Source organism: Arthrobacter sp. CDRTa11 (genome assembly GCF_026427775.1).
In the GTDB taxonomy this organism is placed as follows: Bacteria; Actinomycetota; Actinomycetes; order Actinomycetales; family Micrococcaceae; genus Arthrobacter.
This window is the reverse complement of sequence record NZ_CP044532.1, coordinates 724,071-750,690: the sequence shown is the minus strand read 5'-3', so window position 1 is coordinate 750,690 and position 26,620 is coordinate 724,071. Positions and strand designations below refer to the sequence as shown.

Sequence of the window (26,620 nt, the reverse complement as noted above, 5' to 3'; positions counted from 1 at the left end):
CCATCTTACCGCACTTTAGTCTGAAAGCAACAAAAGGAAGCCTGAATTCGACGCCTACCCCATTGCTGATTATGAGGCGAGCAAATCCCAGGTGAGGGCCATATCCTCAAGCAGATCGCCTAGGTCCGTCACCGGAATACCCTCTGAACGGGCCTGAATGGCGCGGCGGAGCGCCAGTCGGGCTGACGACTCATACCGGTCCGGCGCCCTCAAAGCGCCTTCTTCCCTGGACGTCTCCAGTCGCGTCAGTCCGGCGGGCTGGTCAATGGTCAGGTCCGTTCTCACTTCACCGAGGGCCAGCACCTTGAGCAGGCCTCTAGCGTGAAGGCCACCCACCGTCGTCCCCACCAGGGTGGCAGGACTTGGTCCACTCTCCGCGGTATCAAAATCAAGGAGCGCCATCCTTCCGCGCGACGTGGCAGTACCAGCCTTAAGGCTGAGCGGCCCCTGGGCCAGGGACCTCGCCCAGCCAAAACCGTCCCGAACAACCGCCTCAAAGCCTGATGAAGGTGCAACGCACTCCACCGTGATGATGCGGGCGGGGCTGCCCCGTCGTGCCGCCACCGCATCGGCAACAACATCAGGGCGCAGGCGGGGGCGCTCGACGATCACCGGGATGTCGCCCGTCCATGGGTGGGACACTAAGGCCTCCCGGGGAAGCACCGCCGGGTCGGCCAGCACCACGGCAACGGCTCCCCCTGCGCGGGCCGCCAGCATCGCCTGCCACCAATCTCCTGATCCCTGCACTACCGCCACCGCGCCGCTGACGTCATCCGTCAGTTCGGCGCTGAGAGGGAGCTCGGCAATAGCGGCCATGTAGGCAGGCAGCGCGGCCAGGACGGCGCATCCCCCTCCCGCCGGGCTCATTGACCCACCTCGAGGAGTTTCGCGGCCGCAGCGTCCGCGAGATCGATGGCGAAATGCGAGTCAGCGAGGAGTTCGTCGTACTCCACGGGCGCCGATCCTTCAAGCAGCGCCGCAAGCAGGCGCCACTCCGCCACATAACCATCCTCGGGATCCCGCGTGTACTCCGCCCACTGACCATCGACGCCCCGCACGCGGGTCGCAGCGCTTCCGGCATGCACGAAGGCAGGCGGGAAATTGACCTCGATGCGGTCGTGGGAAGTGGTGATGCTCATCCGCCAGAGGGCATCCGGCCCCTGCGGAAGCATGGTGAGCGCCAACTGGACCAGGACGTCGCCTGCCCGGTAGCCCACCACATAACCGATCGGCGGAGCGATCCGCGCGTACACCACTTCGTCGATACCCGGCGCTATGTCCCTGACCCCGGGAAGGTCATGGATTGCGAGGCCGGTCAGCAGCTGCCTCAGGACGTCGGCGGCGACGGCGGGATTGCCGAGGTCAGGGCGTCCCCGCCGGGCAGCCTGGAAAGGGGCGCCCTCGGCCACCAGCCGGTGGTACCTGTCATTCGGCGGGAGCGCGAGTGTCACGGAGATGGCCCGCACCCGGCCCTCGAGGGCGACCAGGTGATGCTTTGCGCGCCCCCAAGCCGCATCAAAGAGGTGGTTGGTTCCCACCAGGAGGATGGTGCTGGCCTCGCGGCAGGCAGAGATGACGCTCTCCGCTTCCTCGCCGCTGGCGGCCAGCGGCTTCTCACAGAACACCGCGCGCTTGCCGGCGGCGACCGCCGCCAGGATCTGGCGGGCATGCTCAGCTGGCGGACTGCAGACTGCCACGACATCCACGGCGGGGTCGCGAAGCAGTTCCGCCTCCCCTTCTGACCACCGTGCACCAAGTCTCGCAGCCAGGGCCTTAGCCCGCCCGCTTCCGGCGTCGGCAAGATGCACCACCGTAAACAGCTCCGTCAGCCTGCCCAGCACCGGCAGGTGCAGGGCCGCGATTCCCGGCCCCGCACCCAGTATTCCTACGTTCCAAGGCATCATTGCCCCCTTCTTATGTCTCTATTATTCATAAGTATGGGACGTTCTGGCTATAGTCAGGAATAATGCCACCTTAGTGGGCCCCTATGTGTGAGAATTGTTAACCATGACGACAGAGTCCACCCTCCGCTTTGCGGCCCAGACGGATGAAGTGACGAGCCTCCTCAGGATCGTCAACCTCGTGCGAACAGGCGAGGCAACCACCCGCCCCGAAATCGGTAAGGTTACCGGCCTGGGCAGGGGCGTTGTCAGCCAGCGCGTGGACCAGGCCATTCAGATCGGATTCCTGGGGGACGGTGAGTTCGGCGCCTCGTCCGGCGGACGTGCACCGCGGACGCTCCGTTTTCGCGCCGAGCAGGGACGGATCATCATCTGCGCGCTCGGGGCCGCCCATGTGCACGTCGGCTTCACCGCGCTCGACGGCGACGTCCTGGACCATGCGCACCGCCCCTGGGATATCGCCCAGGGTCCGGAAAAGACCCTCGACATGGTGACGGCCCTCGTCGACGACATGCTCAAGAAACACCCCGACGTCCCGGTGTGGGGCGTCGTTGTAGGACTTCCGGGCCCAGTGGACTTTGCCTCGGGACAGCCGGTGGCGCCTCCGATCATGCCCGGGTGGAACGGGTTCGATGTCCGCACACCGTTTGAGGAGCGCTTCAATGCGCCGGTCTGGGTGGATAACGACGTCAACCTGCTTGCCCTCGGAGAGCGGGCACGCCGCCGCGACTCCCTTGCGGACCTCATCTACTGCAAGATCGGTTCAGGAATCGGCGCCGGCCTGCTGTCCCAGGGCCGGATCCACCGGGGTGCCAACGGCGCTGCCGGCGACATCGGCCACGTCCGCGTCTCGGACTCCGATGTCCAGTGCCGCTGCGGAAAGATCGGCTGCCTGGAAGCGGTGGCAGGCGGCTGGGCCCTGGTGCGGGATGCCGAAGAGGCCATCAGGGGCGGTGCGAACAGCTCATTGGCAGCGCGAGCCAAGAAGGGGACGTTGACCCTCGAGGAGATTACCCTCGCCGCGCAGGCCGGCGACCCGCTGGCCATCACGCTGGTCCAGAAGTCGGCGCGGGTGGCGGGCGAGACCATCTCCGCACTGGTGAATATGTTCAATCCCGGAGTCATTGTCATTGGCGGCGCCATGGGTTCCGCCGGTGAGGTCTTCCTGGCTGAGGTCCGCCAGCGCGTCTATGAACTGTCGCTGCCGCTCGCCACCCGCGACCTCACCATCACCCTCTCCGTCAATGACACGCGCGAACCGCTGCGTGGTGGAGCCGAACTGGCCCGGGAGCAGCTGTTCGATATCACTTTCCCGCGCTGGTTTGCCGACGGCAGGCCGTCACCGGAACGGGTCGCAGTTTCGGCCTAGGATTTCAGTCCGCCGTGGCCGGAGGTTCTTCCTCAGGCCACGTCGCGGGAAACACTTGGCACGCGGGCATGATCCAGCTCCAGCCCGGCCTCCATGTGGAACGGCAGGACCAACGGAGAGCCGGGTCGCGCCTGCAGGTAGGGCACCAGCAGCTGGAAATCGACGGCGATGCGGTGAGTTCCGCCATGAAGTTTCCGCAGGCCGGCCAGGACCAGCCTGTCCTGCACGAACCACCAACTGGCCTCCCCCTCCAGCTCTTGTGCCGACACCTGCCTGGGACCCAGCACCACTGCCAACTCGCCCGCCTCCACCGCGACGCCGTCGATCTCCACCGTGAGTTCAAGGACGCTCGACAGGGGCATGGACCGGATCCACGGCAGGCCGATTCGAAGTTCGAAGCCTTCCGGCGTGGCTGTCAGCGCATCTTCGCGCAAAGCAGTTTGCAACATGGTTTTCATCCTTTATCCTAAAAGTGACATAAGTTTGTCATTAACAGGCATAAATGGGAAGGTGCCCAATGGCCCTCGCAATCCCCCACGGCTGGACTTTGTGCGCCAGCTCCTTCAACTGGACCCCCGAGATCACCGCCGCCCGCCGAACCGCCCACGAGATCGTGGCTGGCATCGCGGATTCGGTAGTGAAGACAATCGAGCTCGAACCCGGACTGCTGTGGCGGTCCTTCCCGGCCCCCCAGGACGCCGAGGTGGACGAACTGAGGCACTCCCTTGCCGCAAAGGGCGGAAGTGTCAGCATCGTCGGCGCCAGCCTCGACGATTTCACGTCTGCAACCAACCGGCGCGCCCTGCAGGAGCGCCTTGACTTCCTGGTCCCCCAACTCCGCGCTGCGCACCGCGTCGGAGCCAGCGGCGTCCGGCTCCCGATCGGACAGGCAGGCACCGAACTCCTCACTCTGGTACAGCCCCTGCTCCACGAGCTCGATCTGATCCTGTACGAGGAGATCCAAGGGCAGCAGGCTCCCAGCAACCCTGCCGTCCAACCTGCCCTGGATGCGATAGCCGGGCTTGCAGATGATCAGGTGCGGGTTCTGGTGGATATCAGCATGCTGATGCCTGCCCTCCCGGTGACGTATCTGGAAGAACTGCGGCGTGGAGGCCTGTCCGTTGAACTTCTGCACCGCCTGGAGAAGGACTGGCGGGACCCCGCCACGCTGGACGCCGTCACAGCTCTGCTCCGCTCCGGGCAGGTTCCGCCGGACATCCACACGCTCTTTATGAACCTGCTTATCCGCTTCGGCCGGAGCGACACCGCAGACCTGCAAGGCATCCTCCCGCTGGTGGGCGCCTTCCACCTGAAGTTCTGGGACCTGGACGACGACGGCGGCCGGGTTTCGCAGCCGCTGCGGGATCTCGGCGGCCTTCTGGGCAGGAACGGTTTCACGGGCACGCTCACCAGCGAGTGGGGCGGCCACGAATGGCTGCAGGACGACCCCACGCAGATGACGCGGAGGCACCTGGCCCTGGCGAAGGCATCCCTCGTGCAGGCAGCGCCGGTGGCCCAGGGAATCGGTGGCTGACGAACCCGATCTTCTGGCTGAGGAAACGCTCTCTCACTTCCTGCAGCTTTTCCCGCGACGCTCTCTCACTTCCTGCAGCTTTTCCCGCGACGCTCTCTCACTTCTTGCAGCTTTTGGCACAACGCTCCATCGGTGCGTGCGGCATCTCCCGGCAAACCCCAAACGTGATGGAGGGTTCCCGGGCTGGCAGGGCGTCACGCAGTGCTCGCTTTTGAGAAGCGAACGACGGCGGCGTCCCGGTTTGGCGGTGAGCGGCACCTACGATGAGCCAAAAGGCTGCCTGACGTGACGCCGTCGTACATCCAGCCAGGATTCTCCGACACGTGATGCCCCCGCCGGGGTGACAGGTGAGAGAGGGTTCCCCAATTTATTGGGGTAAGTGAGAGAGGGTTCCCCAAATTGCTGCAGGAAGTGAGAGAGGGTTTCCCGAGCCGGAGGCGGACGTGACGGGCAAAACAACGAGGCCGGCCCCGAGTTTCGGGACCGGCCGTCTGGTTTGTGCTGATTTATCGGTGTTATGCGGTGCTATTTCGTGCTGAAAGCGGCGTCAAAAGCCGTGGCGGAGGGTTCATAGCCGGAGAGCTTGCGCACGAACGCCAGCGCCTCGGGGGCACCGGCCAGGCGGTCCATGCCGGCGTCCTCCCACTCCACGGAAAGCGGGCCGCGGTAGCCGATGGAATTCAGCATCCGGAACGCATCCTCCCAGGGCACGTCGCCGTGGCCAGTGGAAATGAAGTCCCATCCGCGGCGCGGATCAGCCCAGGCCAGGTGCGAGGACAACCGGCCGTTGCGGCCGTTGGACAGGCGCTTCTTCGTATCCTTGCAGTGCACGTGGTAGATCCGGTCCTTGAAGTCCCAGAGGAATCCCACAGGGTCGATGTCCTGCCACACCATGTGGCTCGGGTCCCAGTTCAGCCCGAAGGCCTCGCGGTGCCCGATCGCTTCCAGGGCGCGGTGCGTTGTCCAGTAGTCGTAGGCGATCTCGGACGGGTGCACCTCGTGCGCGAACCGGACGCCCACCTCATCAAAGACGTCGAGGATGGGGTTCCAGCGGTCCGCAAAATCCTGGTATCCGGCGTCGACCATCTTTTCGGAGGCAGGCGGGAACATCGCCACGTACTTCCAGATGGACGAACCCGTAAACCCGGTCACCGTCTTCACGCCCAGCTTGGCGGCGAGCCGCGCCGTGTTTTTCATTTCCTCGGCGGCGCGCCGCCGGACACCCTCAGGGTCGCCGTCGCCCCATACAGCATCCGGCAGGATGCCGCGGTGCCGTTCGTCGATGGGATCATCGCAGACGGCCTGGCCCTTGAGGTGGTTGGCGATGGTCCACACCTTGAGGCCGTGGCGTTCAAGGATGTCCAGCTTGCCCTGGACGTAGGCGTCGTCGTCCCAGCGCCAGGGATCCAGGTGGTCACCCCAGCAGGCGATTTCGAGCCCGTCGTAGCCCCACTCGCCGGCGAGACGGGCCACCTCCTCGAACGGCAGGTCGGCCCACTGGCCGGTGAACAACGTAACAGGTCGTGCCATGTACTTCCCCTCCCTACCTGGTCTGGACAGTGACGTCGGCGGCGACGCGCGTCCAGGCGGAATCATTGTTGGAACTGCGCTCGACGGCGTCGAGCACACGCTGCACCCCGAGCCCCTCCGCGAAGGTCGAATGCGGATCAGTGCCGCCCGCGATACCTTCCACGAGGTCCTTGACCTGGTGGGAGAACCCGTGCTCGTAGCCGAGCATGTGGCCGGCGGGCCACCATGCCGAGACGTAGGGGTGTTCCGCTTCGGTGACCAGGATTTTTCGGAAGCCCTGCCGGTCAGCGGGTACGGTGCGGTCGTAGAACTGGACGCTGTTGAGGTCCTCCAGGTCGAACGCCAGGGCGCCCTTGTCCCCCGAAACCTCGATCTGCAGTGCGTTCTTCCGTCCGGTGGCAAAGCGCGAAGCCTCAAACGACGCCAGCGCGCCCGATTCGAAGCGGCCCGTGAAGATGGCAATATCGTCCACGGTCACCTGGCCCTTGCCGGCTCCGGCAGTGCCGGAGAGACCTGAACCGTAATCCAGAAGGGGGCGCTCCTTAACGATGGTGTCGATGACGCCGGACACCTTCTCCAGGTTCAGCCCTGTCACGAACTGGGCGAGGTCGATGGCATGGGCGCCGATGTCCCCCAGCGCGCCGGAACCGGCGTGCTCCTTCTGCAGGCGCCATGCCAGCGGCATCTCCGGGTCCACGAGCCAGTCCTGCCGGTAGGAGGCACGCACCTGGTTGATCGTCCCCACGGCACCTTCGGCGATCAGGTTGCGCAGGAAGGTGACAGCCGGAACCCGGCGGTAGGTGAAACCCACCATGGCCCGGATTCCCTGTACTGAGGCCCGCTCGGCCGCTTCGGCCATGGCTTCGGCCTCGGCCACGGTGTTGGCCAGCGGCTTTTCACACAGGACGTGCTTGCCCGCTTCCAGCGCCGCGATCGCGATCTCTGCGTGGGAGTCACCGGGGGTGACAATGTCGACGACGTCGATATCGTCCCGTGCGATCACCTTACGCCAGTCCGTGGCTGTCTCCGCCCAGCCCCACTTGTGGGCGGCGGCGGCCACCGCTTCGGTGTTCCGGCCGACGACGATCGTCATTTCCGGCTCGGCGCGCAGGTCGAACACACGCGGTGCCGTGCGCCAGCCCTGCGAGTGCGCGGCCCCCATGAAGCCGTAACCGATCATGGCCACGCGAAGGGTTTTCATGCAAGCACCACTTTGCGTTCAACAGCGACGCGGTTGCCCACATAGCGCATGGGTGCGATCTGCATGTACAGCAGGCGGAGGGTGAGGATGACCTCGACGTCGATTTCCTCACCGGCGTCGGGGACGCGGTCCAGTGGAATGATCACGTCGGGCTTGTCCGCGACGAACCACAGGGTTTCCCATTGCTCGGGAAGTTCGGCAACGGAATAGGACGTGCCCTGCAGCTCGAAGCGGAGGGCTTCCTTGGGGATCTCCACGCCGTTGACGGTGGCGGCGACGTCGTCAACAGCAGAGAGCCAGAGACTGCGGTACCAGGGCAGTTGCACGGATACGGCAATGCCCTCGGGGTGCCTGCGGACGTCGGTGTCCTGGAACAGGGAGTTGTGAGTTGCCATGGCTTTCCTTACTGAGCTGACTCGACGAAGGTCGGGTGGGAAACGTTCGCTGCGGGTTCAACAGCCTCTTCGATGGCACGCCGCATCAGGGAGTGCTGCTTCTTGACCAGGTCGATGGGATCGGACTCGCCCAGGTCGGCGAAGGCATGGCCTTCCCATTCGCTGGAGAGGAATCCTGTGTAGCCGCCCTTGACGAACTGCCGCACGATGCGCGGGATGTCCATGGCGGGCTCGTTGCCGTTCTCGTCGATGTCGTAGAACTTTGCGTGGACGTGGAACATCTGGGGCATGATGTCCAGCCATTCCTCCGGCGGGACCAGGCCGTGCATGTTGAAAGCGAGCCGGGTGAACGGGCCCAGGCGTGCGGGGTCGAAGTTGTTCTCCCGCAGGTAGTCCTCGAACTCCTGGTTGCGCTCCTGCATGGGCAGGGGCTTGCGCCAGATGTCCTGCATCACGGCAAAGTGTTCCTCGGGCAGTCCCATCTGGGTCAGGGTGCGGAACAACGTGGGCGACAGGCTGTGCATCGTGGAGCTGAAGTCTGCCGTGAAGCCCAGCCGGTCGCTGCCCAGTTCCTCGTACATTTCGCGGATCTGCAGGATCTTGGGATCGTTCGGGCCCTGCGGGGCATGGATTTCGTAGCCGAGTTTCTGGTCGTACTTTTCGGCAAGGGGCAGGAGCCGGCGGAGCAGTTCCTTGCCGGCGGACCGGATCACGATCTTGTTGAAGCCGAGCGTGTTCGCCGTCTTCAGCTGCCTGGCGAAGAAGTCGTATTCCTCGTCGGGGGTCATGTCCCGGTCCTTGCGGCGGCCCATGTCCAGGTTGGTGCCCACGGCGCTGGGCGTCAGGCCATAGCGGTCCATGCTGTCCCGCCACAGGCGGACGAAGTCCTCGTCCACGTCCGGGTACGTGCGCAGCATCTGGGCGATGTTGAACTCGACGCCGGGGCCGAGGCCTTCGTCGGCGACGGCCTTGATCAGGGTCTCCGGGGTGTAGACTCCGGCGGCGAACTCGGAGGTGAGTGAATAGAGGGTAATGCCAAGCTCGATGCCCGAGCCTGCGATGCCTTCTGACATGTCGTGTTCCTTTTCGTTTCAGCCGCGGACGGGCTGGGCGAGGTGGTTGTTGAGGATGCGGCGGGCCTCGGCGGCATCGGTGATCATGGCGGAGCCGGCGTCGGCGGCGGCAGAACGCTGGATGGCCTGCTCCCCGCGGATGATCTCAAACGGGTCCTGCCAGTTGTTCCAATGCCAGCCTTCGTATTCGCTGGAGATCGCTCCGGAGTAGCCGTTTTCAACGAGTTGGCGGACCAGGTCACGTACAGGCACCGAGGGCTCTTCACCGTTTTCGTCGATGCCGAAGAACTTGCCGTGAACATGGCGGACCCACGGCATGATCTCCAGCCAGGTGTCCAGCGGCGCGGGACCAAACAGCCCCGTTCCGTTGATGCCGAAGTCGATACCAAGGTCCGGCCGGCCGTTGCGTGCTGCCAGGCCTATGAAGGCACCGAAGCGCTCACCGTGGACCTTCTGCGTGTTCGGCGGCCCTTCGGCGTAGAAACCGTTCCACAGCTCCACCACCTGGCGGAGCAGTTCCTCCGAAGCGCCACGACGGCGGTATGCCTCCAGCAGCGAGGGGGCAAAGCCGGTGACGGTGGCGCCCCAGTCGGCGGTGAACCCCAGCAGTGGGGAGTCGAGCTTTTCGTAGCGGTCACGCAGGGCCAGGACGCGTTCGTGCGCGCCGTGCTGGTCCGCGTGGACTTCCAGTGCCAGGGTGACGCCGTACTTTTCGGCTACGGGCAGCAGGCTTTCCATGGCGTCGGGAGTCAGTGAGATCTGTACCCGGGCGATCGGGAATCCGAGCCGGGCGGCCACTTCGATCTGCTTGCGCATGTATTCGACCAGCTCGTCGTGGTTCATGAGCCGGTCGCGGCGGATGCCGGTGTCAACGTTGACTGCGAGGGAGGTGGGGACCAGGCCAACCTCTGCCACCAGGTCGCGGAACTTCCCCACGAAGGTGTCGTCGACGCGGTCAGGGAAGCCGCGGAGGCTGGAGAATCCAATCACCTCGAGCCCCGGGCCGAAGCCCTCGGCCGCTACCTTGCGGATCAAGCCGTCGAGGTCATACTGCCGGGCGTGGAAGGCGCGGGTGAAGCTGTAAAGGGTGACGCCCTGGATCGGCGTGCCGAGGCTGGTCATCGCTGTGCCACCTTCATGGTCTTGGTGTCGTGCTCTTCGATGTGCAGCACGCCGTGGTCGGTGATGATGTACGGAATATAGAGCTTCAGGTCCACGCGGACCTCGTGCTCTGCCTGGTCATCCTGGACGGGAACGTCGCCGGAAAGGACTGCCGAGTCCAGCGGGAACCACCACTCACCGGTCTCGTCCACGAGTTCTTCAAACCGGAACGTCCGGTTGTTCATGGTCCAGCGCAGGGTGTCCTCGGGAGCGGCAACACCGTCAACTGTCAGTGCTGCGCCGGCGATGCACGAGCCCGGAAGGGCCCGGTACCAGGGGATGCGGACTTCGACGGCGGTTCGGCCGCCCTCCGTGGTGAGTGTTCCTTGCTCGATAATGCGGTCGGCGATCATCGAGACCTCCTTGTCTGCGGCGTGCCTTGCCTGTGAAGGACGTGCCTGTGAATGAAATGCCTGGGATTGAACGAAAGGGGCTTTGCGCGCCACTTCTTCTTTATTTAGTCATTCTATTGTCTGATTCAGACATAAGTAAAGCGCTGTTGAGTTGTTCCGAGATTTTCCGCGCCCCACACACGGCGAGGGCAACGGCCGTCAGCGTGGGATTGCACGCCGTCGCGGTGGGAATGACGCCGTTGCCGGCCACGAAGAGGCCGGGAACCTGCCAGACCTGGCTGTCGGGAGAACAGACGCTCTCGCCGTCGTCCGTCTCGCCCATGCGTGTTGTGCCCTGGTAGTGCAGCGACGCTCCGGGCGGCATGACAAACGGACGCTCGTCGAGTGGTTCGCCGACTGCCCTGCCCAGACGGACAATCTCCTGCCTGGCGCGGTCCAGTACCTCGTGGTCCCGCCCGGTGAGGCGGTAGTGGATGCGCATGGCGGGCATTCCGTAGGAGTCGTGTGCGTCGTCGTCGAATGCCACCCGGTCCTCGCGCTGCAGGTCCTTGGCGCAGAACAGGCCAAGCCCCACGATCGATCCCGGCACAACGGGGTCATCCTCGGCCAGCGGAACAGGAGAGGCGTCCAGCTGCATGATCTGGCCGTGGAAAGGAGCTTCGTCAGTGTAGGGAACCCAGGCAACCCCGCTCTGCTCGCTGAGCGCACCATTGGCGGCTGCCGGGGCCGGCGGAGCCGTGACATCGCGCAGCCTGCTCGCGAACACCACCTGCGCCTGGTCGTTGAGGTAGCGGCCCAGGGCGTCGGGCCTGATCCCGGAAGCCCACAGCAGCTGCGGCGTGCGCAGCGCATCCCCACCCACCACAACATAACGGGCAGCCACCCGATGGGTTTCGCCGCTGCGGCGGTCCTGGACTTCGACGCCGGAAGCAGCGCCGTCCTCCACGAGCACACGGGTCACCAGCGACTCATCAAAAAGTTCGAACTGCGGGTTCTCCCGGGTGACGTTACCCATCACGACGTCAGAGCCTGACCACACGAGGCCGCCGTCCTCCCGCCGGTGCACAGCAAGCGGCATCGGCTGGACCCGGTACGCCGCCTTCCGGCCTTGGTCCACCACCGCTGCGAGGCGCCTGATGACGAGGTCCGAGAAAGGTGCGCCGTCGAAGGCATGGGTGGTCACACCCAGGAGGCGGTCGGCGTCGTAAAGGAGATCTTCCAGGTCCGGCAGGAACGGAATGCGCTCCTTTCCACCCGGGTGTGGGCAGGCGGCGGTCCAGTGTGCCGCCATGCCGCCCACATTGCTGGACATGGCCGCGACGGGCATGCCGTCCTCGCCCGGGAAGGCGTAACCATCCTGCAGCAAATAGGTTCCGGCCCTGGCCCGGCGCTCCCCGCTTTTGACGGCGCCGGGTGAGCTCACCGTTTCGGCACCGGCGCCGGGGCCTTCCGAAGCGCGCTGCGCGACGCTGCGGGATTCAGGATCCTCGATGTTCTTGACGTGCGCCCCGGGCGGATTGCTCACCGTGGGGCCGACTTCAAACATGGCGATAGTGGCCCCGGGCGCTTCCTCGCTCAGGATCCGCGCGTACGCCGATGCCGTGGGGCCGCTGCCAACGATGGCGACGTCGACTGCCGCCGGGTACCGGTGACCGCTCACCGCCCGGCCACCAGTTCCTGGATGCGGCGGACGGACTTTGCCGAGTCAATGGTCGGGTAGTACTCAAGCCCGATGGGGCCTGTGTAGCCGCTGTTCCGCAGGTCACCGAGCCGGGCAGGCCAGTCGATGGAACCCGAGCCGGGTTCGCCGCGTCCTGGGGCGTCGGCAATCTGTACGTACTTGATGAGGTCACCGGCATTGGCCAGTTCAGCGACGACGTCCTCGCCTTCGACGGTGGAGTGGTAGAGGTCGTAGAGGACGCCGAAGTTCGGTGAGTTGACGCCCCTGGCGATGTAGACGGCTTCGGAGGTGCGGTCCAGCAGGGCACCGGGGTGGTCCACCCTGGTGTTCACCGGTTCGAGGACCAGGGTGATGCCGGAACCTTCAATGTGGGCTGTGCCTTTGGTGAAGATCTCAATCAGTTCATCCAGCTGGTCCTGCCGCTTACGGCCGCCGAAGCCGGTGCCGCTGCCCACCACGATCCGCGGGCAACCCAGCTGCTGCGCCACCTCGACGCCGGCATCAAGTCCTGTATAGAACGGCGCGTGGTCCTTGGGCGGGATCATGAACTGCATCCGCGGCTCCGCCAACTGGACGGTGAGCTGCACACCCGTCTCCTCGAGGGCGCCCTTGAGCGCGGAAATGTCCTTCCCCGTGGGGCCCCACATTTCCACCGCGTCGAATCCGGCAGCGGCAGCAGCACGGACACGGTCTGCGGCGCTGCCGCCGGCTTCTGCGAACAAAAGGTCGATGTTGGGTGCAAGTTGGTACATGGGTGTCTCCTGGAAGGTGAGGTGTTCAGCTAAAACTTGGGCAGGCGATGCACCCGTATTTGGGTGTGGACCCGTTTTTGGGTGTGGAACATCGCCGCGAAGCGTTGATCGCTGCGCGGTGGTCAAACGAGTGGTCAGCCTTTCAGGCCGCCGGAGAAGCCCTGGATGAAGCGCTTCTGCGCAAACAGGAACAGCGCCAGGATGGGAATCATGGACACGATCACGATGGCGAAGATCGAGTTCCACTGCGAGACCAGGGAGCCGATGTAGTAGTACATGGCCACCGGCAGTGTCTGGTTGGCGGAGCCGCCGAGGAAGATCAGCGAGGTGAAGAAGTCGTTCCACACGATGAGCCCGGCGAAAATGGTGACCGTTCCCGTAGCGGGGGCCATCATGGGCAGCACCACCTTGGAGAAGATCTGGGTCTTGCTGGCACCGTCGATGGTGGCTGCTTCCTCATAGTCGGTTCCAAGCCCGCGGAAGAAGTTGGCGTAGAGGAAGATCGACAGCGGCAGGAGCATCCCTGTGTACAGGACGATCAGGCCCCACGCCGAGCCCGTCAGGCCCATTGCGCGTGCACCCATGTACAGGGGTACTGCGCCGAGCTGGCCCGGGAGGATGATGGCGATCAGGAACAGGTAATATGCACCCTTGCTCCAGCGGCGCGTGCTGCGTGAGATCACGTAGCCGGTGATCGAGCCCAGTGCGATCAGGCCGATGATGCTGCCCGTAGTGATGATGACACTGTTCACGAGTCCCATAACGACGTTGGAGTTGCCGGTGGCCGTCAGGACATCGACGAAGTTACTGAAGTCCGGGCTTTTCGGCACGGCCAAGGGTGACGTTGTGTACATCTCACTGTCCGGCTTCAGGGCGGTGGTCACCAGGAAGTAGAACGGGGCGAGGAAGATCAGCGCCAGCGCCCAGAGGCCAACTTCGCGGAGCAGGGTGAGTTTGGTGTAACGGAACATGGTTAGTCCTCAGGGTTCGATCGCGTCAGCCGCTGCTGGATTACGGCGAAGAACAGGATGATGACGGCGAGCACCAGGGCCAAGGCGGCGCCGCCGCCAAAGTTGCCGAGCGCGAATGCCTGCTTGTAGACCTGGGTGGCCAGCGTCTCGGTTGCCCCGGCGGGTCCGCCACCGGTCAGGGCCATGATGGGGTCGAAGACCCGCAGGCCCTGGACGATCCCGAGGGTGGTGGCAATAGCGACGGCGGGGCGAATGGCCGGCAGCGTGACGTTCCGGAAGCGCTGCCACAGGTTGGCGCCGTCGATCGCGGCGGCCTCCTCGACTTCCACCGGGACGCCGGCAAGCCCGGCCATAAAGATCACCATGGCAAAGCCGGTAGAGCCCCAGACCAGTACCACGAGCACTGTCCAGATCGCCCACTGCGGGTCTGCGAGCCAGGGCTTTGCGAGGTCCTCGGCGCCGATCGACATGAGGAAGGCGTTGATGGGGCCGTCAAAGTCGAAAATGTACTTCCAGATGTAGGCCGTGGCCAGGGGGCTGAGCACCACGGGCATAAAGAAGAGGGTCCGGAGGATGTAGCGCGTCTTCAGGACCCGGTTCAGTCCGAGGGCGATGATCAGCCCGGCAACGTTGCCGAGAAAGACGGATCCGAAGGCGAGGAAGAGCGTGTTGGAGAGGGCACCGAGCTTGGTGGGGTCCTTGAAGATGGCTTCGAAGTTCTGCCAGCCTGTGACTTCGAACGCCCCGATGCCGGTCCAGTTAGTGAAGGCGAAGAAGCCGCCAATACCCGTTGCCACGTAGTGGATGGCAATGACAAGGGTGATCCCGGGCAGTGCCCACCACCAGTGTCCAAACTGCAGGCCCCTGCCCCGGGGGCGGGTCTCTTGGCCCGCCCCCGGAGTGCGCCTGCCTCGCCGGGGCACTTCAGCTGCTTCGCTTTTGGGTTGCATCGTCGCAGTCATGGTAATCCTTGTTTGTCCCTTTGAGTCGTCGGAACCTGGGTGATGTGAAACGGTCACTGGCCCCAGGCTGCGTCCATGGCCTGCAGGACCTGGTCAGGGTTTTTCTGGCCGGTGATAAGGCCCTGGACGCCGGTGGCGAGTGCGTCATACACGGCGGAGTTGGGCCACTGGCTGTTCGGCAGAGGACCGTACTTTCCGTCCTTGATGAGCCCGCCGACGTTCTTGTACGCACCTGCGTCGAAGTCGTAGCTGTCCAGGCCGGTGACCGGCAGTGCGCCATCGATTTCCGCGAAGGCCTTGGTCTGCTCAGGCTCAGCGGCCCAGTCCAGGAACGCCTTGGCAGCATCCTTGTTCTTGGACGCGGCGTTGATGGAGAACGCGTAGTTGGCGCTGGCGTAGACGAAGCTTTGGCCCGAGCCTTCGGCCGGGAGTGCGCGGACATTGAACTCGGAGTCTGCAGCGGCGGACTTCAGCTGCTTCCAGCTGGGACCCGGGATAAAGCCGGCAACCGACGTTCCACTGGCGAGGCCCTTGGTGATGGCGTCAAAGCCGGCACCTGCGGCGCCTTTCTGGAAGCAGCCGGCCTCGTTCAGTGTGACCACCGCCTCGAGCGATGACTTCCAGCCGTCGGAGTCAGCGAAGGTGGTTTCCTTGGCAGCCCGCTTTTCATTCCACTTCGGGTCCTCGGCATATACCCGCGAGGCTGCGAGGGACATCGCCATCAAACCTGTGTTGGGAGCAGCGGACCCGGCCAGCGCGATGAACGACTTGCCGGAGGATGCAAGCTTCTTGCACTGCTCCTCAAGGGCGGAGAAGTCTGCCGGGAACTCTGATATGCCGGCCGCTTTTGCGGCAGTCTCGTTGGCTACCAGGCCAACCACAGTGATCTCGGGGGCCTGGCCGTAGACTTTGCCGTCAGTTCCAAAGAGGGCTTCGCTGCCTTCAGGAAGCAGTTCCTTGGCGGCATCGTCCAGCGGCTCCAAAAAGCCTGCCTGAACGAGCGGCAGGATGCTGCGTCCGGTGCCCGAACCGGGCGAGGTCACTACGACGTCAGAGGCGTTGCCGGCCTGGAGCTGGGTCCGCAGGGTCTGGTCGTAGGAGTCGTTGGGCTGGGGGTTGAACGTGATTTTTACGTTCGGGTTCGCTTCCATGTACTTCTCACCCAGGACCTGGAAGGGGCTCTCGATGGTGTTGGAAGTGGCAAATGACAGGGAAAATTCCTGCGAGCCTCCGGAGGAGGTGCTGCCGGTGGGGGCCGAGCAGCCGGTGAGGACGAGGGCTGCAATGGTGGGGACGGCGAGGGCGCCGGCCTTCAGGCCCGAATAGCGACTGTGCTGTGACATGTCCAGCCTTTCTGACTTCGTTGTCGAAATATCCGGGAGCCGTGACCCCGGTCACTCACTAGTATGCAGGAGATGTGCAGAAAAAGCACATAAGTAATGCGTATACCAGACATAAGTTCCACGGAGGTCCGCGGAAGCTCCCGGCATCCAATCCTCTGATATGGACCGGCAAATGTATCGATGCCGCTGATACACTGATGAGACGTAGTTCACCGCCGAAAGAAACGCCGCGCCGTGACAAACAATGTCCTGCTTTCCCGGCTTGACCTCAACCTGTTGATATCGCTCGACGCCCTCATCACTGAGCGGAGCGTGACCAGGGCGGCCGAGCGCCTGCACCTGAGCCAGCCGGCATTGAGCGCCTCGCTTGCGCGCCTCCGGTCCCACTTCGGGGATCCCATCCTGGCCCGCCGGGGCAACGCCTATGAGCTCACGCCCTTCGCCCTGCGGCTGGCGGAACACACCACCACGGCGCTGGAAGCCGCCCGCCGCGTCTTCGAGAGCCAGGCAACGTGGGAACCCACCGAATCCGAGCGCGAGTTCTCCATCTACGGTTCGGACTATGGGTTCACCACTATTGGCCGGGTAGTTTCCGAGCTTGCGGCGGAACGTGCTCCGGGTGTCCGGTTCCGGTTTATGCTCCACAATCCGATGGTGGTGGAAGATGCAGCCAACCGCCTCCGCTCGGTGGACGGCATGGTGATCCCCCACGGCTTCCTGTCCGGACTCCCCTACCTGGACCTGTGGCGGGACGCGTGGGTCGCTGTCGTCTCTTCGTCCAACGAGGCCGTCGGCGAGCAGATCACCATGGAGAACATCGCAGAACTTCCGTGGGTCATGACGTATCAGACCCGCTCAGCCTCAACGTCCGCGGAACGCCAAATCATGCAGCTGGGCGTTGAGCCTCGGGTGGATGTGGTGGTTGAAAGTTTCCAGTCCTTGCCGCATTTTGTGGTGGGGACCAACCGGATCGCCCTCATCCAGGCAGCGCTGGTTCCGTTTGCGCTGCGTGTGGGCGGAGTGCGGATCCTGCCGCTCCCATTCGATGCCACGCCGCTGGTTAATGCCCTGTGGTGGCATCCAGTACACAACCGCGATTCCGAGCATGAATGGATGCGCGGCCTCTTCAAGGACGCAGCTGGCATCGTCGCAGCCGCCGCGGCCACGGAAGCTCCTTAAATGCCCCGATACCCGCCCTGATGAGGGACGGGCATCGGGGATTGGGGCTACAGCGTCAGGCTGATGCGAGCGCCGTCCGCGTGCTCTTGCGGATGAGGTCATGCTGCTTGCGAACCAGCAGCAGCGGGTCCACTTCACCCAGCTCAGCGAAGGCGTGACCCTCCCACTCGCTGGACCAGTAGCCGCGGTAGCCCCCTTCCACGAACACGCGGACCAGTTCCGGGTAGTCGATTGCCGGCTCGTTGCCGTGCTCATCGATGTCATAGAACTTCGCGTGGACGTGCATGATCTGCGGCATGATGTCAGACCACTCCTCCGGGCTCACGTGGCCATGCATGTTGAAGGCGAGGTGGGCGAAGGAACCGAGGCGGGCGGGATCAAAGCCGCGTCCCTTGAGATAGCCGATGAACTCTTCCTGCCGGGCCCGCATCGGGGCGTCGGTGGCCCAGATCGCCTGCAGCCTGAGGACGGCTTCGTCGTCGAGTCCCGCCCGGCGGACAGCGCGCAGGAGGGTGGGTGACATGCTGTGCATGGTGGAAGAGAAGTCCGCCACGAAGCCCAGCAGCGGTGAATCAAGCTCCGCATAGACGTCGCGGACCTTTCTGATCTCCGGGGAGTTGGGCCCCAGCGGCGCGTGGATCTCATAGGCAAGCTTGAGTTCGAGGTTCTCGGCCAGCGGAAGAAGCCGGCGAAGCAGTTCCGGCTTCGCGCTCTGGATCCGGACCAGCGGGAAACCGAGCTTTTTGGCGCCCCGGAACAGCGTCTCCGTGAACCCGTATTCCTCATCCGGAGTCATGTCGCGGTCACGGCGGCGGCCCATATCAAGATTGGCGCCAAAGGAACTGGCGGTGAAGCCGTGCTTGTCGAAGGCCTGCTGCCAGGAACGTGCAAAATCATCAGTCACGTTGGGGTAGGTGGGCAGGACCTGGGACGCCACGATCTCGATGCCGGGGCCTATTCCCAGCTCCGCCACGCGATTAAGCAGGCCGTCGAAGTCATACCACCCGGCCCGGAATTCGGCGCTGGCAGAGTACAGCGTGAGCCCCAGCGAGAACGGATCATCCTCAGCCTTCGGCGGAGGCGGCGTAGCCGCCGTCTTCAGTTCAGGAGCCGGCGCGGCCTTGTCGGTCACGGTCAGCTCCAGCGTCTGGTTCACGAAGTTGGGCACGTACATGCCGGGGCCGCCGTCCTGGCCCGGGGCGATCTGCATGTACGGCAGTCGAAGCTCCCCTATGAGCTGGATGGTGTGCTGCTCGCCCAGGGAAGCCGGGCTCTCCCTTGTGACGATGAGCAGGGGATGTTCCTGGAGGTACCAGAGAGTCTCGCTTTGCGCCGGCAGGTCGGCAAGCGCGTAGCGGACACCGCCCAGTTCCAGTGACAGGTCCCCGGAAGGAACCTCCTGGCCGTCAATACTCAGCCGGAGGCTGGACACCGAGGAGAGCCACAGGCTGCGGTACCACGGCAGCGTCAGTACCAGCGCGAGGCCTTGCGGATGGGGGCGGAGGCTTGATTCGTCAATAAGTCCGTTGGGCATGGTTGTTCTCTTTGCTGGGAGATGGGATGGGTCAGGGAAGTTCGGCCGTAATGCGGCGGATGAGGGCATGCTGGCGCCGCACCTGCTCGATGGCCCGCCAGGGGGTGCGTTCGCCTTCGTATTCGCTGGAAAGGTAGCCGCTGTAGCCGGCGTCCTTGAGCGCACTGAGCACGGTCAGCCAGGGAATCTGCTGGTCTTCCAGCTGCTCGTTGATGTCGTGGAACTTCGCCTGGATGAACACCACGTACTGGGCGATGTCCGCGAAATCGGCCGGATCGACGCCGATGCCGTCCAGGAAGGCGGGGCGGGTCTCGCGCGTCTCCCCTTCCCGCAGCGGGATGGGCCGGTCCTGGAAGATGCCGGTGTCGATGAGGAGGCCGAAGTTCTTGGTTCCCGTCCGTTCAATGAGGCCGATGTAGTCCTCGACGACGGGGTGCCTGATGGGCGTAGGCGAGTGGATCTCGGGGCAGATGATGATCCCCAGCTCGTGCGCCAGGTCGAGCGAGCGTTCCACTGACTCCGTCCAGATCGGGTCCGGAACCAAGTCGCTGGATACGACCCCGATCTTTGGGCGGACGAAGCCGAATCCCAGCCGGTGGGCAAGCCTGAGGTCCCGTTGCAGCGCCTCGGCACCTTCGGTTGCTGTCATGCTCCGGCCAGGATGCAGCCGGGTGTCAATCCAGGAGCCGTAATTCGTGGGCTCCAAAGAGTACTTCTCGAGCAGGCCGAACCAGTTGTCCATCCACGCCGGGGAGGGCTCGGGATAGTTGGGGATGTGGCCCTCGCCGAGGATCTCGACGCCGGTGGCGCCCACGTCGGCGACGGCGGCCAAGGCCGTTTCCAGGTCCATGACCGTGCCGTAGTCGCCCATGAAGCTGTACAGGGAAACGCCGTAGCGGAAATTACCGTCTCCGCCTTCCGGTGCCAGCGTCACCTTCCGGCTGACCCGGTGGATGGTGGGCTGGTGCTCGACGGGAATGTAGGACATCCGCAGCCGCAGCTCGATGCTGAGCTCATGGACGCCTTGCGGCAGTCCGCCGTCGAGGGGAACGGTGACCAGGGCAGCTTCCTCCAGGGGCCAGCGGACGCCATCACTTTCCCAGAGTTGCTGCAGTGTGTAGGTCCGCCCGCCAAACGTCCAACGCGGAACGTCGGGGCCAACGTTCACCAGATCGCCAATGCGGACCGCGATGCCGTCAATGAGGGACGCGGCCATACCCCGGTAGGAAGGCATCCGGACCCGGAACTGAAAGCCGGTCACACGTCCGCCTTCTGTTACGTTGCGGAAGCCGACGGACTGGATGAGGTCTCTTTCGAGAAGCATCATTGCTCACTCTCTGTAGGTTCTTAAACAGACTAACAGCATTATGTCTGTTTCACACCTAAGTTGGTGAGGATCCTACTTAAGAGGTTCGCATCCATCCGGGTTTGCCCATTAACGACGCCGGCGGGCCACCTGTTCAGGTGACCCGCCGGCGTCGGACTTTCAGAAACTGTCAGTCATTGATGAGGTCGTTGACCACAATCGTCTGGTCCCGGTCCGGACCTACGCCAATGGCTGAGAAGCGGGTACCGGAGAGCTTTTCCAGGGCCAGGACGTAGTTGCGTGCATTCTCCGGCAGGTCATCCATGGTGCGCGCGGCCGTGATGTCCTCGGTCCATCCTTCGAAGTACTCGAAGATGGGCTTGGCGTGGTGGAACTCGGTCTGGGTCATGGGCATTTCGTCGTGCCTGACACCGTCGACGTCATAGGCCACGCACACCGGGATCTGCTCGATGCCGGTGAGCACATCCAGTTTGGTGACGAAGTAGTCCGTGAAGCCGTTGACGCGGGCCGCATGGCGGGCCAGGACGGCGTCGTACCAGCCGCAGCGGCGGGGACGGCCGGTGTTGACGCCGAACTCGCCGCCCGTCTTCTGAAGGTACACGCCCATCTCGTCGAAGAGCTCCGTGGGGAACGGGCCGGCGCCCACACGCGTGGTGTACGCCTTGATGATGCCGATGGAGCGCGAGATCCGGGTGGGACCGATGCCGGAGCCAACGGAGGCTCCGCCGGCGGTGGGGTTGGAGGAGGTGACAAACGGGTAGGTGCCGTGGTCCACGTCCAGGAAGGTGGCCTGGCCGCCTTCCATGAGCACTACCTTGCCCTCATCCAGGGCCTTGTTCAGGACCAGTGTGCTGTCGATGACCAGCGGCCGGAGACGCTCGGCAAAGGAGAGGAAATATTCAACAATCTCCTCAACATCGATGTCGCGGCGGTTGTAGACCTTGACCAGGAGCTCGTTCTTCTGGCGGAGCGATCCTTCCACCTTCTGGCGGAGGATGGATTCGTCGAAGACGTCCTGGACACGGATGCCCAGCCGGGCCACCTTGTCCATATAGGCGGGCCCGATGCCCCGGCCCGTGGTTCCGATGGCGCGGCTGCCGAGATAACGTTCAGTGACCTTGTCCAGCACCTGGTGAAAAGGCGCCACCAGGTGTGCATTGGCGGAGACGCGCAGTTTGGAAGTGTCTGCACCGCGGGCCTGCAGGCCTTCAATTTCCTGGAACAGGGCTTCAAGGTTCACCACGCAGCCGTTGCCGATGATGGGAACCGCATTGGGGCTGAGAATGCCGGCCGGAAGGAGCTTGAGCTCATACTTCTCACCGCCTACGACGACGGTATGCCCGGCGTTATTGCCGCCGTTGGGCTTAACCACATAGTCGACGCGGCCGCCGAGGAGATCAGTGGCCTTGCCTTTTCCCTCGTCGCCCCATTGGGCTCCTACGATCACGATAGCTGGCATGGGATCCTCCCCCATTCGTTCGGGCTGCATTCCGGTTGATCCACCCTGGTGAGGCAGCAGGTGTTCAGCCGGAAGTCAACGCCGTTCATGAGAATGCCCCGACGGCTACAGTCTGGCGGGCACAGTTGCGGTGGCCTGCCAGGCAAGAGTTCGGGGCTCTTACCAGCCAAGTTTAGCGGATCCCCGGGTTTCTCTACTCGTTCGCAGCAGGCGGGCCCTGGGTTTCTTCGCGCCTGCCACCCGCCCATCCCATGAAACAAACCGGCTGAAACAAACCGGCTGAAATAATCTGGCGAAGTCTTGCCCGCACCCGGCAGATGCCATTAAGTGAGAGTACCCATCCGGAGCGGCCGAGAGACCTGGCTCGCTGACGCCGCAGCAACCACGGGTGCAGGGACAATCCTGTCCGCTGGTGCTACTGCCAGGACCGATGGAAAGGAAGTATCCATGTCCCTCAACACCGACTACATCCAGGTCACGCACGCAGGTTCCCTGCCCCGAACCCCGGAACTCATCGCCGCCAATGCCGCCAAGGAATCCGAGGGCATCACGCCCGAATTCCTGGAGCTGCTGGAGGCCTCGGTGGCGGATGTGGTCCAGCGGCAGAAAGACCTCGGCGTCGACATTGCGAACGACGGCGAGTACGGGCACACCATGTCCACTTCCGTTGATTACGGCGCGTGGTGGAACTATTCCTTCGCCAGGCTGGGCGGCCTGGAACCCACCGACGTGGACAGGTGGAAGGACCCCGTGGTGCATCGCTCGTCCCCGGGGCACATTGTGCTGACCTCGTTTCCGGACCGCCGGGACCGGCTGGCTTTCAACGACGCATACACCGATCCGTCCTCGGGCATCCTGGCGCACCGCAAAAGCGTGACGCAACCGAAAATCGCGGGACCCCTGACCTACACGGGGCATGACCTGGTGGCCTCCGATGTCACCAACCTCAAAAAGGGACTGGCTGCAGCCGGCCTGACCGAAGGCTTTCTGGCGTCCCTGTCCCCCGGTTCGTGCGCCAGGGTAGCCAACGAGTACTACAAGTCGGACGAGGAACTGCTGTACGCCTGCGCCGATGCCATGCGGGAGGAATACAAGGCCATCATCGACGCCGGCCTGACGGTACAGCTCGATGACCCCTCCCTCGCGGAAAGCTGGGACCAGATCAACCCCGAGCCATCGCTGGAGGACTACCTCAAATTCATCCAGCTGCGCATCGAGGCCACCAACTGGGCCCTCCGCGACCTGCCCCAGGAACAGATCCGCCTCCACGTCTGCTGGGGTTCCTGGCATGGGCCGCACACCACGGACATTCCGTTCGGGGACATCGTTGGATCAGTCCTGCAGGTCAACGCCGGGGCCTACTCGTTCGAGGCCGCCAACGTCCGGCATGAGCATGAGTGGCGGGTGTGGGAAAACACCAGGCTTCCGGAGGGCAAGGCCATCATTCCCGGGGTGGTCTCACATGCAACCAACGTTGTGGAACACCCGGATCTCGTCGCTGACAGGATTGTCCGCTTCGCCGAACTGGTGGGCCGGGAGAACGTTATTGCGTCCACGGACTGCGGGCTGGGCGGCCGTGTTCACCCGCAGATCGCCTTCGCCAAACTGGAGGCTCTCGGCGAGGGCGCCCGGCGCGCCAGCCAGCGTCTTTGGTAGGTGCAGCGATCCAGCCGCCCTGTGCCTTCCATCACGGGAAGGCCTTGGGCGCGCCTGCGTTTTGCGGGGCTTGCTAAACTGATAAGGACCGACCAGGAATCGGTCCACTCCACATTTCAAACCATCCCGGAACCTGCCGCGCCACGGTGCGCCCATTTTCCGGATTGGCAGCATCACCGAGCCCCGCAGGAGACATAGCAATACATGACAGCCCTGGCACCTGAATCTTTTCGCGAGCAGCTCATGAGCCGCCGTTACGAACCCAACGTCGCAGCCGTCAACGAGCTGTGCGATTCCCTGCAGAGCGTCAAGCCGGACACCCAAGTTCCCTACGTTGACCCCATGCACGACGTAGATGAATGCCGCATTATCAGCCTGTACTCGAACATCGGCGAAGCGGACAAGTCCGGATTCATTACCGCCGGCGACGACGACGCCGCCACCCGCATGCTGGGCGTCCAGTGGAAACTGGGCCTGCGTCCGGAGTTCGTGATGCCGTGGAACGTCCACCCGTGGCACACCCCTGGCGAGCCCAACGGCAAGTTCACGCCGGACCAGATCGCCTCCGGCCTCAAGCCGCTGCTCAAGTTCCTGGCCCTCGTGCCCCGGGCTTCCGTCATCGTGGCACACGGCACCGAGGCCAACCGCCTGGCCAACCTGCTGCTGAAGACCGAGGTGCCCCTGCTCTGGCGCCGCGGCCTGAAAACCTACAAGGTCCGTTCCCTCAGTGGCCGTGCCTTCGCCGGTACCCCGGCCCGGCAGGAACAGTATCTTGAAGAAATGCACGTGGCCTATGCGGATGCCATGGCGCGCACAGGCCTGACGAAGCCCAGCTAGTCCCCTCCGGTTACGGAGTTAACGACGGCGGGTGGCCACCTTTCCAATAAAGGTGACCACCCGCCGTCGTGCTTTAACGTGCTTTTAACTTCGTTCAGTTGCCTTCGATCGCCGCTTTCGCTGCCGGGTCCGAGTCGTTGAGGAACTTCTCGATCCGTTCCGGTTCCTCGGCTTCGCCGATGGCCGCCGAAGCGCGGCCCAACGAATACAGCGCACGCAGGAAGCCGCGGTTGGGCTCGTGCTCCCAGGGGATGGGGCCGACGCCGCGCCAGCCGTTACGCCGCAGCGAATCCAGGCCGCGGTGGTAGCCCACACGGGAATAGGCGTAGGAATCGATGGTGCGTCCCTCGGCCCACGCCTCTTCCGCGAGCACAGCCCACAGCAGCGAGGAGGTGGGGTGCTTTTCCACCAGATCCAGTGCCTCCTGGCCCGCCTCCAGCTGCTCGTAGACCTCGGTCTCGGCAGGCAGGAGGGTGGGCTCGGGGCCCATCAGGTTCCTGCGGAACTCGTCGGACATACTAGAACGACTTGCCGAGGGAGCCGAGCTGCTTGGCTGCCTCCACCACACGTGCAGCCAGGCCGGCTTCGGCCGAGGCGCCCCAGACGCGCGGATCGTAGAGCTTCTTGTTGCCCACTTCGCCGTCAACCTTGAGGACGCCGTCGTAGTTCTTGAACATGTGGTCAACCACCGGACGCGTGTAGGCGTACTGCGTGTCGGTGTCGATGTTCATCTTGATGGTTCCGTAGGAGACGGCGTCAGCGATTTCCTGGTCCGAGGAGCCCGAACCGCCGTGGAAGACGAGGTCGAACGGGTTGTCCTTGCCGATCTTCGCGCCAACTTGGGCCTGGATATCCTTCAGGATCTCCGGACGCAGCTTCACGCCGCCCGGCTTGTACACGCCGTGCACGTTGCCGAAGGTCAGGGCGGTGATGTAGCGGCCGTTCTCGCCGGCACCGAGGGCCTCGATGGTGGCCAGGGCATCTTCAACCGTGGTGTAGAGCTTGTCGTTGATGGCGTTCTCGACGCCGTCTTCCTCGCCACCGACGGTGCCGATCTCAACTTCGAGGATGATCTTCGCGGCGGCGGTGCGCTCCAGCAGTTCACGGGCGATGCGGAGGTTCTCCTGCAGGGTCTCTGCGGAACCGTCCCACATGTGGGAGTTGAACAGCGGGTTGCGGCCTGCCTTGACCTCGGCCTCGGAAGCGGCCAACAGCGGCAGCACAAAGCCGTCCAGCTTGTCCTTGGGGCAGTGGTCCGTGTGTAGGGCGATGTTGACGTTGTAGTTCTTGGCAACTTCGCGCGCAAAGGCTGCGAAGCCCAGGGAACCGGCCACCATGTCCTTGGTGGAGGCGCCGGACCAGTAGGCGGCGCCGCCGGTGGAAACCTGGACGATGCCATCGGACTCAGCATCGGCGAAACCGCGGAGGGCCGCGTTCAGCGTCTGCGAGGAGGTGACGTTGACGGCCGGGTATGCGAAGCCGCCCGTCTTAGCGCGGTCGATCATCTCGGAGTAGATCTCTGGGGTTGCAATGGGCATGCTGACTCCTCATGTGAATTTCGTCTGCGGGTTCTTGACCCTGGAGTGAACCTCGTCGGCTAGGAACCATCCTAGCCAGTTCTGCCGCCGGGCCGTGTTTCGGGTCACGGAAACTGGTAATACAGGGTTCTGTTCTTGCGCCGGGATGTTACTTCCCGTCGGTCCTGGCCCGTCGCGAAGCTTAGACGTGCTGGTTGAAAACGTGCCGGCGGACCCAGGCGTGCATGGCGATCGCGGCAGCCGAGGCGGCGTTGATGGAGCGGGTGCTGCCGAACTGCTCGATGGAGAGGGTGGCCAGCGCCGCCTCATGCACTTCAGGCGTCAGGCCCGGGCCTTCCTGCCCAAACACCAGCACGCAGTCTTTGGGCAGTTCGTACGTTTCCAGCGGCACTGAGTCCGGGAAGATGTCGATGCCAATGATGGCCAGCCCCTCCCCCTGCGCCCACGCCACGAAGTCCTCCACGGTGGGGTGGTGGCGGACATGCTGGTAGCGGTCGGTGACCATGGCGCCCCGCCTGTTCCACCGGCGTCGTCCGATGATGTGGACTTCCTTGGCGAGGAACGCGTTGGCGGTCCGGACCACGGTGCCGATGTTGAGATCGTGTTGCCAGTTCTCGATGGCGATGTGGAAGTTGTGGCGCCGGGAATCGAGGTCGGCCACGATGGCGTCGTGCTTCCAGTAGCGGTACTGGTCCACCACGTTTCGCCGGTCACCGTCGGCGAGCAGGTCCGGGTCCCAATGGTCACCGGCAGGGAGGTCCCCTTCCCAGGGCCCGACGCCGACCTCCGCCTTGGGGGCGGCATCCTCCTCGGGCGCTGGCACGGGCGGGGCTGGAATCTGGGGGTGGTCAGTCACGCATCAAC

The 26,620-nt window shown here is 64.1% G+C and carries 25 protein-coding genes and 1 riboswitch; of the genes, 5 read left to right on the top strand and 20 right to left on the bottom strand.

Translation table 11 applies throughout. The annotated features are described in order from the left end of the window. Positions 1–69: 69 nt before the first annotated feature. Positions 70–867, bottom strand: coding sequence for a hypothetical protein (locus F8G81_RS03520; RefSeq protein WP_267277651.1), 798 nt, complete (start codon positions 865–867; stop codon positions 70–72). Beyond that, entirely contained in the window at positions 864–1,901 is a 1,038-nt protein-coding gene (locus F8G81_RS03515) for a Gfo/Idh/MocA family protein (RefSeq protein ID WP_267277650.1), read from the bottom strand. The genes F8G81_RS03520 and F8G81_RS03515 overlap by 4 nt, the downstream gene beginning before the upstream one ends. 106 nt (positions 1,902–2,007) lie before the next feature. Here F8G81_RS03515 and F8G81_RS03510 point away from each other — a divergent pair, with 106 nt between their 5' ends. Beyond that, positions 2,008–3,270 (top strand): ROK family protein, encoded by a 1,263-nt coding sequence (locus F8G81_RS03510; RefSeq protein WP_267277649.1) that lies wholly within the window; start codon positions 2,008–2,010, stop codon positions 3,268–3,270. A gap of 32 nt (positions 3,271–3,302) precedes the next feature. Here F8G81_RS03510 and F8G81_RS03505 read toward each other — a convergent pair whose 3' ends face one another. Continuing rightward, a complete protein-coding gene (locus F8G81_RS03505; protein WP_267277648.1) occupies positions 3,303–3,719 on the bottom strand; it encodes a C-glycoside deglycosidase beta subunit domain-containing protein in 417 nt (138 codons plus the stop codon). A gap of 68 nt (positions 3,720–3,787) precedes the next feature. Here F8G81_RS03505 and F8G81_RS03500 point away from each other — a divergent pair, with 68 nt between their 5' ends. Beyond that, the gene (locus tag F8G81_RS03500; protein ID WP_267277647.1) at positions 3,788–4,804 is read left to right on the top strand and encodes a restriction endonuclease subunit R; all 1,017 of its coding nucleotides are present in this window, start codon (positions 3,788–3,790) and stop codon (positions 4,802–4,804) included. A gap of 525 nt (positions 4,805–5,329) precedes the next feature. Here F8G81_RS03500 and F8G81_RS03495 read toward each other — a convergent pair. The 11 genes from F8G81_RS03495 to F8G81_RS03445 all read right to left on the bottom strand — a co-directional run bounded on the left by F8G81_RS03495 (position 5,330) and on the right by F8G81_RS03445 (position 16,226). Beyond that, entirely contained in the window at positions 5,330–6,334 is a 1,005-nt protein-coding gene (locus F8G81_RS03495) for a sugar phosphate isomerase/epimerase family protein (protein WP_267277646.1), read from the bottom strand. Between the two features lie 13 nt (positions 6,335–6,347). Then, positions 6,348–7,535, bottom strand: a complete 1,188-nt coding sequence (locus F8G81_RS03490) for a Gfo/Idh/MocA family protein (RefSeq protein ID WP_267277645.1) — start codon at positions 7,533–7,535, stop codon at positions 6,348–6,350. Further along, the gene (locus F8G81_RS03485) at positions 7,532–7,930 is read right to left on the bottom strand and encodes a C-glycoside deglycosidase beta subunit domain-containing protein (RefSeq protein WP_267277644.1); all 399 of its coding nucleotides are present in this window, start codon (positions 7,928–7,930) and stop codon (positions 7,532–7,534) included. Before F8G81_RS03485 ends, F8G81_RS03490 begins: the two co-directional genes overlap by 4 nt. Before the next feature lie 8 nt (positions 7,931–7,938). Next, positions 7,939–9,003, bottom strand: a complete 1,065-nt coding sequence (locus F8G81_RS03480) for a sugar phosphate isomerase/epimerase family protein (RefSeq protein WP_267277643.1) — start codon at positions 9,001–9,003, stop codon at positions 7,939–7,941. 18 nt (positions 9,004–9,021) lie between these two features. Next, complete coding sequence (locus F8G81_RS03475; protein ID WP_267277642.1) at positions 9,022–10,125, bottom strand: sugar phosphate isomerase/epimerase family protein; 1,104 nt, start codon at positions 10,123–10,125, stop codon at positions 9,022–9,024. Next, positions 10,122–10,517, bottom strand: coding sequence for a C-glycoside deglycosidase beta subunit domain-containing protein (locus tag F8G81_RS03470; protein ID WP_267277641.1), 396 nt, complete (start codon positions 10,515–10,517; stop codon positions 10,122–10,124). Before F8G81_RS03470 ends, F8G81_RS03475 begins: the two co-directional genes overlap by 4 nt. 100 nt (positions 10,518–10,617) lie before the next feature. Next, the gene (locus F8G81_RS03465; RefSeq protein WP_267277640.1) at positions 10,618–12,177 is read right to left on the bottom strand and encodes a GMC oxidoreductase; all 1,560 of its coding nucleotides are present in this window, start codon (positions 12,175–12,177) and stop codon (positions 10,618–10,620) included. Continuing rightward, complete coding sequence (locus tag F8G81_RS03460; protein WP_267277639.1) at positions 12,174–12,950, bottom strand: TIM barrel protein; 777 nt, start codon at positions 12,948–12,950, stop codon at positions 12,174–12,176. The genes F8G81_RS03465 and F8G81_RS03460 overlap by 4 nt, the downstream gene beginning before the upstream one ends. A gap of 134 nt (positions 12,951–13,084) precedes the next feature. Next, positions 13,085–13,921, bottom strand: a complete 837-nt coding sequence (locus tag F8G81_RS03455) for a carbohydrate ABC transporter permease (protein WP_267277638.1) — start codon at positions 13,919–13,921, stop codon at positions 13,085–13,087. Between the two features lie 2 nt (positions 13,922–13,923). After that, entirely contained in the window at positions 13,924–14,883 is a 960-nt protein-coding gene (locus F8G81_RS03450) for a carbohydrate ABC transporter permease (protein ID WP_267277637.1), read from the bottom strand. A 53-nt stretch (positions 14,884–14,936) separates the two neighbouring features. Next, positions 14,937–16,226 carry an ABC transporter substrate-binding protein gene (locus tag F8G81_RS03445; RefSeq protein WP_267277636.1) on the bottom strand — a complete coding sequence of 430 codons (1,290 nt, stop codon included), beginning with the start codon at positions 16,224–16,226 and terminating at the stop codon, positions 14,937–14,939. A 234-nt stretch (positions 16,227–16,460) separates the two neighbouring features. On the opposite strand from F8G81_RS03445, the gene F8G81_RS03440 reads away from it, so the two are divergent. Further along, positions 16,461–17,405 (top strand): LysR family transcriptional regulator, encoded by a 945-nt coding sequence (locus F8G81_RS03440; protein ID WP_267277635.1) that lies wholly within the window; start codon positions 16,461–16,463, stop codon positions 17,403–17,405. A 55-nt stretch (positions 17,406–17,460) separates the two neighbouring features. Here the strand turns inward: F8G81_RS03440 and F8G81_RS03435 are convergent, their stop codons facing one another. From F8G81_RS03435 to F8G81_RS03425, 3 genes are all read right to left on the bottom strand, one after another. Further along, on the bottom strand, positions 17,461–18,939 hold the full coding sequence (locus tag F8G81_RS03435; RefSeq protein ID WP_267277634.1) for a sugar phosphate isomerase/epimerase family protein: 1,479 nt from the start codon (positions 18,937–18,939) through the stop codon (positions 17,461–17,463). 31 nt (positions 18,940–18,970) lie between these two features. Next, the gene (locus F8G81_RS03430) at positions 18,971–20,263 is read right to left on the bottom strand and encodes a C-glycoside deglycosidase beta subunit domain-containing protein (RefSeq protein WP_267279106.1); all 1,293 of its coding nucleotides are present in this window, start codon (positions 20,261–20,263) and stop codon (positions 18,971–18,973) included. A gap of 172 nt (positions 20,264–20,435) precedes the next feature. After that, positions 20,436–21,725 (bottom strand): adenylosuccinate synthase, encoded by a 1,290-nt coding sequence (locus tag F8G81_RS03425; RefSeq protein WP_267277633.1) that lies wholly within the window; start codon positions 21,723–21,725, stop codon positions 20,436–20,438. A gap of 334 nt (positions 21,726–22,059) precedes the next feature. Then, a riboswitch (SAM riboswitch) is annotated at positions 22,060–22,162 on the top strand. 10 nt (positions 22,163–22,172) lie between these two features. On the opposite strand from F8G81_RS03425, the gene F8G81_RS03420 reads away from it, so the two are divergent. Further along, entirely contained in the window at positions 22,173–23,381 is a 1,209-nt protein-coding gene (locus F8G81_RS03420) for a cobalamin-independent methionine synthase II family protein (protein WP_267277632.1), read from the top strand. A 204-nt stretch (positions 23,382–23,585) separates the two neighbouring features. Continuing rightward, the gene (locus F8G81_RS03415; RefSeq protein ID WP_267277631.1) at positions 23,586–24,218 is read left to right on the top strand and encodes a uracil-DNA glycosylase; all 633 of its coding nucleotides are present in this window, start codon (positions 23,586–23,588) and stop codon (positions 24,216–24,218) included. A 94-nt stretch (positions 24,219–24,312) separates the two neighbouring features. Here F8G81_RS03415 and F8G81_RS03410 read toward each other — a convergent pair whose 3' ends face one another. The 3 genes from F8G81_RS03410 to F8G81_RS03400 all read right to left on the bottom strand — a co-directional run bounded on the left by F8G81_RS03410 (position 24,313) and on the right by F8G81_RS03400 (position 26,612). Continuing rightward, positions 24,313–24,735, bottom strand: a complete 423-nt coding sequence (locus F8G81_RS03410; RefSeq protein WP_267277630.1) for a DUF3151 domain-containing protein — start codon at positions 24,733–24,735, stop codon at positions 24,313–24,315. A 1-nt stretch (position 24,736) separates the two neighbouring features. Continuing rightward, complete coding sequence (fbaA, locus tag F8G81_RS03405; RefSeq protein ID WP_267277629.1) at positions 24,737–25,756, bottom strand: class II fructose-bisphosphate aldolase; 1,020 nt, start codon at positions 25,754–25,756, stop codon at positions 24,737–24,739. Between the two features lie 181 nt (positions 25,757–25,937). After that, a complete protein-coding gene (locus F8G81_RS03400; protein ID WP_416377098.1) occupies positions 25,938–26,612 on the bottom strand; it encodes a TrmH family RNA methyltransferase in 675 nt (224 codons plus the stop codon). Positions 26,613–26,620 lie beyond the last annotated feature (8 nt).